We start from the raw sequence: 12268 nt of genomic DNA, 5'->3' as shown, positions 1-12268 counted from the left end.
TCCTCTCTTCAGTGTGGGGACGTATACCTTGCTATAAAAAGAAGTTCCAAACGAGTCCAAATCGAATAACTGCATCGCGAAAAGGATAACCCGGCGCGGAAAAGTAATCATTAGAGTTTCCGAAGAGTGCATTAATATGTTCGTATTTAATGTAGATACGGGTTTGTCGCACCTTGGCATTAAAAAACAGGTCTACCATAGGAAATCCGCCTAATTTTTGTTCATTTTGAACATAGAATTCTGCCAACACCGGATCGTAGGCATTCATGTTATATTCAGAAAAATACTTAAAATTAATTCCGGTTTGTAGAAACAGTGCCTTTTTAAACCAATGGTCCTGATAATATAAGGATTGTCTCGTGATGATCTGAGGTACATTAAACACCGCATCTCCACTTACCGCTTGTTGGAAAAGGATGGTATTGGCCAAAGCAAAATTCTTATACCGTATTTCCTTTTCGACCTTTACTTTTAGATAGTCCACCCGTTCTCCAAATTGCATGGGTGTGGGAGTAGAATCGTTGGCTTTTATTCCAAAATAGGTATAATCGTCTATTCCCGTATAGCTCACGCTGGCATTGATAAGCTTTTCTGAAGTAAGTTCAAACTTAAGTTCCTGTGTCTTTACATTGTTAAAATCATTTTGCCAGTTGTAATTCACATAGTCACTCTGGAACAGCAAAAAATTAAAGTTAGGTGCAACCGAATGTATATTGACCGAGGCCTTTACCTTATTAACCTCATTAAAGGCAAACGAAGCAGCTGCAGTGAGGTAGTTTCCATCCAGGTCGCCCGAAATATTTATCGCCCCCTTTCCCGATAGTTCAAATCCGCGATACTGCTTTTTATAAGCCGCTCCCGCGTGAATCAGGTTTCCTTTTATCCGGTTTCCAATTCGGTTATCATCAAAGATCAACACCGCATCATAACCATAATTGTAATCTGTATAACCAATAAATCCGGTAATGCTCCCCAAAATGGCATTGTCGAATCTGGCATATGCCTGTGCGTTGAAATCTTCCAGTGTTACTTTATCCAGCAGGTTTTCAGTCTTAAAGGAAACCCCCAACGGACTATAAGGGGCATTCTGTCGGTATTCGTAGAATTTATCTTCGTAACTCAGGGCATTTCCTAAGGTAAGAACTGTATAATTTAGACTGTCTTTTTTGGAGATCAATTCGTATTGATGGTCTCCATAGAATCGCAGTCCTTCAAGTTTATTTTCGGCGTTGTCAAAATTTACATCCAATCTGCCGCGATCCTCAAATTCGGAGTCATCATTCATAAATAAGGCCAATGAATTTGGAGTGAGTCCGCCATTTTCCTGATTCAAAACATCCTGAGCCGTCATATGAGCTCTTAATCTATAGCGATTATTTTTTGTATGATAATTGGTTGTAAATCTGAAATTTCCTGTGCTGGCGAGAATGTGTTGATAATTACCCAAAGAACGTACTCCTTTATATGCCACCGAAAAATTAAACTGTTCGCTGGTATTCACGGTAAAAAACCCGTCCATTTGCTGACCCTGTTCGAAGGCGGTCTTGAAATACAATTCGGTAAGCGGAGTCGGAACGTGATAATAGTTAATATCTTCAATATCCAGATAGGCAAAATGATGAGATTGAGCCGCAAAACCTGGTTTTAGGGTTTGTGATTCGAAATCGTATGCCAATGAATTGTAGGTCTGACCGACATTTGAGAAAGGAAGCAGTTCGAAATTGTCCTTCCGCAGATAATTGAATTTATATTCCTTTTGGATAGTAAGTGTGGTATCAACATAGGTTGTATCCCTATCTGCTGAAATGATCTTATAGAGTTCAATGGATGGTTTTTCAGGTTTTTCTGAAGAAATATCCTGCGAATACACTCCTGCCGAAGCAATTAAACTGAGAAGTAGCAAAAGTGTGTTCCTCATAAAAATGATCTTACGCTGCAAAGGTATACTTTTGATTGGAAATTTGGATCAGTATATAACGCTGGAAACAGGTTTTTTCTTATTTGTGCATGTAGGAGATAGGAATTGGGAGTTAAGGATTAGTGCCATTTAAAAACCAACAAAAATATAAGTCCTCTTTTGAACCGAATTTGTAATTTGGTCGTGAATGCTTCAGTTAAAGTTACATCACAATCTGTTAGAATGCGGGACCGACGAGGCAGGCAGGGGCTGTTTGGCAGGACCTGTTACTGCGGCTGCCGTTATACTTCCCGACGATTTCAATCATCCCTTCCTAACAGACTCCAAGCAGCTTTCAGAAAAAAAAAGAAATGAACTTAGAAGACTTATTGAAAAAGAAGCCATTAGTTTTAGTGTTACGCATGTAATGATGGAGGAGATCGACCAGATCAATATATTAAATGCTTCCATACTGGGAATGCATCGGGCGATTGACATGCTAGGTGTGGTGCCTCAATTTATTGCTATTGACGGAAACCGATTTAAACCTTATCAAAACATTCCTTATGAGTGTGTTGTAAAAGGTGATGCCAAATTTCTTCATATAGCCGCAGCGTCAATTCTTGCTAAAACTTATAGGGATGAATATATGAGTACACTTCACGAAGAGTTCCCGGAATACCAGTGGATTAAAAATAAAGGATACCCGACCGCCGAACATCGGGAAGCCATACGAAATCTGGGGCCTACCCCCTTTCACCGAAAAAGTTTCAGGCTTCTTCCGGAACAGCTCCGTTTGGATTTGTAGGTTCGCTTACCGTATTTCTTAATAAACAGGTTGTTGAAAACACGTCAATAAACATTTGTACAGCCAACTTGAAAAGGCAATAATCCTTCCTACTTTTGTAGCAATGAGAACCTCACTGCCACCCATACTGGTAATTCTAATTTGTCTGCTACTACACAGCTGTGGAGATGCTACAACTAAAAAAAAGGATCTTGTTGACCTTTTGCCCGAAAACGCGTCAGTAGTGTTTAAGATCAGGAACCTGGAAACACTACAAAGCGACCTAAAGAATAATAGCTTACTGGCATATTTTAAAAAGACCGGGCCCTATGATTTTTTTACTGAAAATGCCAATCTAATTCAACATTTAAAGCCCAAGGGAGAAAGTCTGTTGAGTCTTCATAAGATCAACGACTCGGTTACCGCCTACACATTTTTAACCCGTCAGGGTCCTACCTTGTTCAACAGCGATTCCATTTCAAATAAAACCATAGAAACCCTTTCGTATAACAACTTTGATATTCAACGTGTCACCGTAGGTAAAAATGTCGCTTTTACAGCGTTACAGGATAGCATTTTTATCGCGTCATCTTCACAAGTGATCGTTCAGGACATACTGGAAGGAAAAAACGAAAAAGACCCCACCTTTATAAAAATATACAGACTTAAAAATACAGAGGATCTATCAGTTTTCGTAAGATCCAATCACATCCAACTCAATGATTCCACCTCCTATAACTTTGCCTCCTGGATCTCTTTGGAAACTGAAATTTTACCCGACGCCATAACCGCCACCGGAGTTGCTTTGGCGAAAGATTCAGTGCCGCAACTACTATCTGTATTCAAAGGATTGATCCCCCAGCAAAATGACCTGCAAAAAATAATTCCCGTAGAAGCACAAAACGCATTTAGCTTTACCTATAGCGACGGCCAACTACTTCAAAAAAATCTGGCCGTTTTCAGAAAAGATTCCTTGCAATCTGAACGCTTTGAAACGTTTGGTTCTGTAAATGAAATCGGAACCATAGAACTGAACAGTGGGAAAACCCTTGTACTTAAAAGTCTGGATGCTTCCATAACCGAAGAAAGTCTTCTCCCTTTTATCACTGCTCACAGCGAGTTTAGAGAAGTAGTTATTCATACCTTTGACAAGCCACAACAGTTCTGGAACGCTTTTACCCCTTTAATTGACCATCGGGATATGCCGTTTTTGTCCCAAATGGATCAGTTTTTTGTTTTTTCCGAAAATGAGGAAACCATTCAACAGATCATAGGAGCATATAAAAATGGCGCTACCTTGTCTGAAACTCATTATTACAAAGAATCTTCCGCTGCCCTTAGCAATGCTTCCTCTCTAGCTTTTTACATTTTAGACGAGAAGGTTGGTACTAGAATCCCATTATTGCTTGATTCTGAAATTACTTCCGGGCTGCAAAATCTAATTACGACTAAATATCCTGTGGCGATCCTTCAGTTTAGTCATGATCGCGATTTCGCTCATGTGACCTTGGTTTGCAAAGAAGCTTCAGAAGAAGCGCAGTTTGCAGGTACGGTTTCTGAAGAATTCAGTATAAAGCTCGATAATCAGATCCTTGGACATCCGCAATTATTCACCAACCATCGCAGCAAAGGAAAAGACATCGTAGTACAGGATGTTTCCAATAAATTATATTTTATTTCTTCAGGAGGCAAATCACTTTGGACTAAAAAGCTCGACGGCCCCATCTTGGGAGCAATAAATGAGGTCGATCTGCTTCGCAATGGCAAAAAACAATTGGCCTTTGTTACCGAAAACACCTTCTATGTCCTGGACCGAAATGGAAAGGACGTGACTCCTTTTCCGCTTAAATTCAAAGACAGGATCACGCAGCCCCTTTCAGTTTTTGACTATGACAACAACCGGAAGTATCGTTTTGTGGTCACTCAGGGGAAAGAGATCCTGATGTACGATTCACAGGCTAAAATTGTAAAGGGCTTTACATTTAAAGGAGCCAAATCTGCAATTGTTCAGCCCCCGAAACACTTACGGATCAGCAATAAGGATTATATCGTAATCCCCGAACAAAACGGTACGTTAAACATACTTAGCAGAGTGGGAAAACCAAGAGTTTCGGTCTCAGAAAAATTTGATTTTACTGAAATTCCCATTGAAAAGGAAGGGGCAGATTTTGTGGTGATCACTAAGGATCATAAAAAGAAAACTATCTCTCAATCCGGTAAAATAAGTTCTCAGGATCTCAGTGTTTCAGAAAGTTACTGGTTCGTGATAAACGGAAAGCACAAAGTAACGCTGGACGACAATTTAATGCGTATTAACGGTAAACTGGTGGAGTTGCCCTTCGGAATATATACTGCTCCTTCAATATACAATATCAACCGTAAGACCTATATCACTTTAACTGAAACACAGGAGAACAAAGTGTATGTATATGATACCAACGGTACGATATTAAGTGGTTTTCCGGTGTACGGAACTTCAGCTGCATCAATGGGAAGCTCCTCGAACCGAAATGAAATTCTCTTAACGGTTAAGGGTGGAGAGAATGAAACCCTGCTGTACCGGTTTAAATAGGATTCAGTAACGGTATAGAGGTGAAATTTGACTAAGGAATTTCCTTAATTTGCTTATATTTAATTGTCTAAGCAATGGAGTCCATGCCCAAATCAATATCTTTCCTTTTTTTTCTCTGTCTGCTTGCTTGTATTCCCTCGCTTATTGCACAGGGAACAGAAAAGACGTCCAGTGATACCCCAAAAATTCAGGATTCCCTGAAGGTGATCGAACTTCACAACAGTTTTACAGCTATAGTAGACGAAAGGATTACGCAGTCGCAGTTCTATCTCGATACGCTTCAGGATATATTTACTCAAACCGGCTCGACGCTCTCCAATTACTATTACCATCAGGACCTGGGATATCTTCAGTTTATTAAGCACGATCTCGAATCCTCGGTCGTACATTACAAAACCGCCAGGGAAATCGCCAAAAGTAACGGTTGGCAACAACTTGAAATTGCCAGTATGATCTGGCTTGCTAATCATTTATATTTTCAGAATGAAACCGATACAGCGAGAAGCTATTACACTACGATTTTAAACGAATCGGCGAAAATTCATTATGTCGATGGTATTGCGACAGGCTTCACGGGTCTTTCCTATCTCACTCAGGATGAAGAAGAAGTGCTAACATACCTAATAAAAGTAGATTCGGTATATCATCATTACGATACCATTAGTCCTATTTTGTCCAATGCATATGGCAACATTGGAAAGATCTATCTCGACACCTACCACAACAGGAATGAAGCCTGGGCCTATTTTAACCGGTCATTCGAAATGGCTCGCAAACTAAACTACGTAGCCGGATTAAGATATATGGATAAATTACTTGGAGAAATGGCGCTCACCGATGGAAATTATGAAAAAGCCTATCATCATTTTAACAGCTCCTACGATTTGGCATTAGAATATAACGACACTATAGAAATTGCCAGAGGGTTACTCAACCTTTCCGCTGTAGATCTGGAAACCGGTGATGCGGCGACTGCTACTATCAAGCTGCAAAAAGCATTGCCCATGTTCACCCGACTAAAAGATACAGTTTCTATGTTTTACACCCGGTTGTCGTTTGCAAAATCGGAACTAATGCAAAACCGAAGTTCGGTTGCAAAAAAACACCTTGACAGTGCATATAGTTATAAATTTCACAATCCGCCTATCTCCATCAAGATCGATCTGCTGGAAGCAGAGACCGAATACTACAAAGCGGTAGGAGACTATAAGACAGCACTAGAAAAACAACAAGCTTACGACAGTCTTATTTCAATTCGAACAGACCAACGAAATAGCGACGCTTTCCTGGCATTGGAAAAAAGATACGATACCAAAAAAAAGGAACAGGAAATCGCATTGTTACGCTCGAAAAATGAACTTGTTGAATCACAAAAGAAAAACCAACGAAACATCCTCACTGGACTGCTTATCCTCGCTTTTCTCGCCGGAATCATCTTCTTTATTCTATATAGAAATCGCCAAATAACACATCATAAACTTCAGCAACTTGATAAGGCTAAATCAACTTTTTTTGCAAATATTTCTCATGAATTCAAAACACCGCTCACCCTAATTAAAGGACCGTTGGAAGATCAAATACACAGTGAGAAGATTACGGTTGATCAGCGCAAAATGCTTCAAACTGCTCATAAAAATACCGTCCGACTCGAAAATCTGGTGTCCCAACTATTGGCTTTGTCAAAATTGGAAAGCGGCCATTTTAAGCTGAAAGTGCAGCCCGGAAACTTTCCTGCTTTTCTGGCTGCCTTAACTGAAGCTTTTGATTTCAGTAGTAAAGAAAAGAACATAACATTAACTTCTTCAATCAACCAGGATGATAGTGTGGATTGGTTTGACCGAGATGCTTTGGAAAAGGTCATTTTTAACCTCCTGGGAAATGCTATAAAATATACTTCGGAAGGAGGATCGATAGGCGTACATGGCGAACGTACCGGAACGAACTACACATTCACCGTTAAAAACACCGGTAGTTATATCTCAGCAACGGCACTAAACAACCTGTTTGAAAGATTTTACCAAACCCATCCGCAGAATCCGGGAACGGGTATCGGACTTGCGCTCACAAAAGAATTATTGGACCTTCATCACGGTTCTATTAAAGTGCAAAGTTATGAAGAGGGAATCACGGCGTTTTCGGTGAGCATTCCGGTTTCAAAAGAGGAATATTCACAACAGGAGCAACTGGAAGAATCACTTCAACTAGGAGACGAGGTCGCTATATTTCCTTCCGAAGCACAATCTTCACATACATCACTTACCAATGAAGATGCGCCCTTGATCCTTATAGCAGACGATCATCAAGAACTTCGGGATTATATAGCCTCCGTATTTGAATCTGAATTTAGAATAGTTACAGCTTCTAATGGTGAAATTGCGTTTAAGTTGGCTAAAGAAGAAGTTCCCGATATAATAATCAGCGATGTGATGATGCCAGGGATCAATGGGTACGAACTTACTCAGCTATGTAAAACAGATGAGGTCACCTCTCATATTCCCATCATTCTTTTAACGGCTAAAACAGAAGATCAAGATAAATTAACCGGAATAGAATCGGGCGCCGACGCCTATATTCCAAAACCTTTCAATTCACGATTATTAAAAGCCAGAGTTTCAAATTTACTTGAGAGCAGACGAAAACTTCAACAGCGCTTTTCCCGTGAAGTGATTCTCACCCCAAAGGAGATCGCAATTTCATCGACAGACGAACAGTTTTTGGATAGACTACAGTCCGTTTTGGAAAAGCACATAACAGATCCATCCTTTTCGGCAGATCTATTTTGTTCTGTAATGGCCATGAGCAGAATGCAGCTTCACAGAAAGCTTAAAGCTTTAAGCGGTCAGTCGACCAGCGAATTTCTGCGAACTCAGCGTTTAAAGTTGGCTGCTTCTCTCTTAAAACAAAAAAAGAATACCGTAGCTGATGTAGCCTATGCCTGCGGATTTAATGACCCATCTTACTTCGGAAAATGCTTTAAACAAGAGTTTGGCTGCACTCCTACCGAATATATTTCAGCATAGCGTTTGATCGCAATGCGCCAACTCCTTCCCAAACCTTATCCCCTGTTACATATCTCGGTGTTTTTGTTACATACATCATAGCCGTTTAGCACGGCGGGGAATACCTTTATTCCTCAAATCTACTAAATATCAACGATGAAGAAAAGAAAGTTGTATCTGGGCGAGCTTGAAGGAATCCCGAACCGGCAAATTTTGCTCAATATAAACTTTCTGGACAAAGGAAGATACACCTTAAAGATCACTCATAACAATAAAATAATCAAGCAAACAACCTTTAGAAAATAAACTTATGAAAACACTTTATTATCTCTTTGCGCTCCTATGCCTCTGTGCTTCATGTAACAACTCGAATAAGAAGGAAACCGAAATCACTACTGATAAAAACGGAGCAGTGAGTACGAATACGGTCAATTCTGAAACAAAAGACACGCAAAAAGGAGATTATTCCACACTTTACAATAGATCCAAAAATGATTGCCGCATTGTTGAAGCTTCAGAGATCGCCGGTGTATTGGGTATTCCGGAACAGAATGTTAACTCAAATTATACTGTAGAAGGATTGTGTAAATACGACATTACCCTTGCCGATGGCAGCACAAGTCTTTATATGATAACTGCCTTTGACATCCCACAGCGTGACGTAACAAGAGAAGTAGAGAATTATGAAGCAGGGAAAGGCGGACTTCAGCATTACAAAAGTGATAACGGCGATGTAGACCTATGTATACACCCTTACCAGGGGTGGTTATTCCTATATAATACATCCTATAACAATGCTGTGAAAATAAGTTTCGGCTCTGCGCTTCAGTTAAAAGATCTAAATAAGGAACAGAAGGAAAAACGAAAAACAAATGCCTTGAAACTGGCAAATTTTATAGTTGAAAAATATCAAAACTAAACATCATGAAAGCATTACAACACATTTTAATTGGTATCACAGTGCTCTTAGGTCTCAGTAATATAGTAGCTCAGCCGTATACCTTGGACAAAAATATCAAACCTGTAAAACTCGAATTACGGGATGATAAAAAATACGATGGCGCCAAAGGGATCGCCACCAACGCTTCAATTCTGGGAGATGAAATAAACTACTTTTTTGTTAAGGGACACGATCTGTTTCAGTTTATAGATGTATATATTTTTAGCAATTACGGCGATCCTGCCCTACAAGCAACTTTGGTTAAAGATAACTGGAATGACAATTACGAAACTCAAAATACAAAGTCTTCCAAAGATGGCATCATAAATTTTAAGCTAAGAACCTATGGTGATTTCGGATTTAAGATCACTTCCCCTAACCGGGAAAAGATCAATTATACTATTATCGTTTATGCCACCGAACCAGTGATGGAATATTTAGACACCCCGTTTGTAAAAGCCAGTAAAGCCGATATGGAAGAAGCAGACGCTACCGCAATGACTAATGAAAGCTCCTCCGGTGGAAACTCGAATATGATTCTCTATATAGCACTGGGTGCTGCATTACTGGTTATTGGCTTTTTAGCGGCTAAGGTGCTCGGAAATAAAAAAAGTACGAATATCTTACTTTTTCTTCTGCTCTTTGTGCCTTTTTCAGGAATAGCTCAATACCACGGTGGCGGCTTCTGGGATCCGGATAATGTGCGCAATGGTGATTATGAAGAATGGCTTCGGAATCAATCGGAAAGACATCAACAGGAAGGATTTGTTGGCGATATGGAAGGTCTTAAAAGATTATCATCACTAACAGAAGACCTTAACGGAAAGCTTGACGGAGTCTTAAAAAAATATAAGGTTATAAAAGAGTTATATGACGCTTATACCGGATTGGGGGATTGTATCAACTCGGTACCGCTCCCCGGGGCTCCAAGAGTGCCTACTTTTTGTGAGTCGGCCGAATGTGGCTCCTGTTTTACCGATGCAAGAAGAAGATTGCAGGAAACACGGTACACCTTCGAAAAACTAAAAACCATTTATGTATGTACTAAGAATTTTTCCGATAAGGCTATAGCCTTTGGCGACAATGTTTCCGGGGTTCACGGGGTATCGGGCATGGCCTGGCAGGCAGAGCGGATAAAGATCGAAAAGTCTGTTAGGGAATTGCAAAAAGCGTATGACAATAAGTATATAGAACTGCTTCAGGATTTTCAGAACGCCTTAGTAGATCTGAACAATTGTGAGGCTGAGCATGGTATTGCCGACTGGTATGACCGATTTGGATATTTGTATTACGATTTTATAAAGTTTCATTATACAAGACAAAACTAATATGAGACCACTATTTTTAAGTTTAGCCATCTTGCTTTTTGTAATCGGGTGTAAAAATTCGACCGAAAAGAGTGCTGAAGAGTTCGGTGAAACGGATGAACTTACCATAAACGAGACCGAAGAAAACTACGGAATGGATCAGGAAGATTTGAATGATCTTTTTGAAGGCTTGAAACAACTCGATTCCATTGGAAAATTCTTTGGCAACAGCGGTATGACCATCACTCTGGAGAAGGATCAACTCAGCGAAAAAGAATTAAACGAACTTATGGATGCTGTGAAGAACGACCCTGATGGGTATGGGTCATCCATTAAGATAACTGAAAACAGTATTGAAATACAACCCGATCTGTTGCAAGAGGTGATGGGCGGTGCCGGGTCTAATTCGGACTTGGCAAAAATAATTACCCTGTTAACGACCGATACCAAAACGCTTGCCGCTCTTTCTGAAGATAAGACCGAAACACGAAAAAACCTGCGTGCTAAGCTAAATACCAAGGAAGTCAGTTTTATTGAAGACGACCTTCTTAGTGATCAGGTTAGGAATATTAATGCCAGGCATGCCCTTGTGGAAAAGATCAATAATGCATCCGGGGAAGAGGTAAATATTTTAGTGGCCGAGTATTATAAAATAGATCCCAACGAGGTAGATATCCTTAAAAAAATGCCTCCTAAAACATTTATTAATTCTGAAACATCTGCGAATGCCGTTCTGAAAACCGAGTTACCGGTAGAAATATCCAATTATCTTAAAAATTCTAAAGCGTCTAATCATTTTAAGAATCTTACCGAGACAAGTCTGTCGAGAGAAAAAAGAAACGCGGACCGCTTTATAAGAAAGTCGCAACAGGCAAGGGATGAATTTTACCAAAGAAATCCCGGATGGTATGGCGAAGGGCAATCGGTAGGCGATACTTATACCGACTCGCGAATGACTTATATCTACCTGCCCTTAGGGGATCTTTCCTTTGCAGACAGAGTGATTTCCCATCAAATCGGAGATCCGCCGGGCGCCAATGCCGATGGCTCTTTGGGGATTCCCGACATGCCCAACGTTAGTTTTCCAAATGGAGATACGAGAATTTGCAACCTTGGGATACGCGGCGTCCTCACATTAGAATTTACCGATAATGCCATTGCAGATGTAAATGGTCCCGATCTGTATGTTTTTGAAATGGGAGCCATAGAACCCACCAACCTTGAAATCTCTAAAAACGGTGTCGATTGGATAAATGTGGGCAGAATCGACGGAGGAACTGCCAAAGTTGATATAGCACCATTTTGTAAACCGGGAGACACCTTTAATTACATACGTCTTACCGATCTGGAATCTCCCAGTGCCTTGCCCGGTGCCGATGTGGATGCTGTAGCAGCCATTGGTGGTGCATTGCGGTTACATCTGGATAGTTCTGTACTATTCGATACCGGGAAATTTGAATTGAAGGAGAGTGCATCAGCCGAATTAAAAGCACTGATAGCAGCGATAAAAAGAATTCCTAAGGGGACACTCATCATTGAAGGCCATACAGATAATGTGGGAAGTCCGGCGAGCAATCTTACCCTTTCAGAAAACAGAGCTAAGGAAGTTTCAGAGTATTTAAAGAAACACCTCAGTGCTTCATACAAATTTGAAATTAAGGGTTTTGGAGAAACACAACCTATAGCCGCCAATAATTCCGAAGAAAACAAACAAAAGAACAGAAGGGTGGAAATTCTTGTGGTTCCATCAAATTAAATAATAATCT

General features: G+C 40.2%; 8 protein-coding genes. 7 read left to right on the top strand and 1 reads right to left on the bottom strand.

Annotated elements, in window-relative coordinates; translation table 11 throughout:
• Positions 1–31: 31 nt before the first annotated feature.
• Complete coding sequence (locus tag ALE3EI_RS07115; RefSeq protein WP_186987600.1) at positions 32–1918, bottom strand: putative porin; 1887 nt, start codon at positions 1916–1918, stop codon at positions 32–34.
• A 187-nt stretch (positions 1919–2105) separates the two neighbouring features.
• Between ALE3EI_RS07115 and ALE3EI_RS07110 the strand changes: the two genes are divergently transcribed.
• From ALE3EI_RS07110 to ALE3EI_RS07080, 7 genes are all read left to right on the top strand, one after another.
• Positions 2106–2705, top strand: coding sequence for a ribonuclease HII (locus ALE3EI_RS07110; RefSeq protein WP_186987599.1), 600 nt, complete (start codon positions 2106–2108; stop codon positions 2703–2705).
• 103 nt (positions 2706–2808) lie between these two features.
• Positions 2809–5256, top strand: a complete 2448-nt coding sequence (locus ALE3EI_RS07105) for a hypothetical protein (RefSeq protein ID WP_186987598.1) — start codon at positions 2809–2811, stop codon at positions 5254–5256.
• A gap of 83 nt (positions 5257–5339) precedes the next feature.
• Positions 5340–8276 carry a response regulator gene (locus ALE3EI_RS07100; protein ID WP_186987597.1) on the top strand — a complete coding sequence of 979 codons (2937 nt, stop codon included), beginning with the start codon at positions 5340–5342 and terminating at the stop codon, positions 8274–8276.
• A gap of 135 nt (positions 8277–8411) precedes the next feature.
• Positions 8412–8561 (top strand): hypothetical protein, encoded by a 150-nt coding sequence (locus ALE3EI_RS07095; protein ID WP_186987596.1) that lies wholly within the window; start codon positions 8412–8414, stop codon positions 8559–8561.
• 4 nt (positions 8562–8565) lie between these two features.
• Positions 8566–9174: a hypothetical protein gene (locus ALE3EI_RS07090; RefSeq protein WP_186987595.1), complete on the top strand. Its 609-nt coding sequence runs from the start codon at positions 8566–8568 to the stop codon at positions 9172–9174.
• A 5-nt stretch (positions 9175–9179) separates the two neighbouring features.
• Positions 9180–10523, top strand: coding sequence for a hypothetical protein (locus tag ALE3EI_RS07085; protein ID WP_186987594.1), 1344 nt, complete (start codon positions 9180–9182; stop codon positions 10521–10523).
• Position 10524: 1 nt separating this feature from the next.
• Entirely contained in the window at positions 10525–12258 is a 1734-nt protein-coding gene (locus tag ALE3EI_RS07080) for an OmpA family protein (RefSeq protein ID WP_186987593.1), read from the top strand.
• The last annotated feature ends 10 nt before the right edge of the window (positions 12259–12268 follow it).

Origin of the sequence: Constantimarinum furrinae (assembly GCF_014295415.1) — a bacterium.
In the GTDB taxonomy this organism is placed as follows: domain Bacteria; phylum Bacteroidota; class Bacteroidia; order Flavobacteriales; family Flavobacteriaceae; genus Constantimarinum; species Constantimarinum furrinae.
Note: the sequence above shows the minus strand (reverse complement) of the source record. Positions and strands in the feature narration are given on the sequence as shown.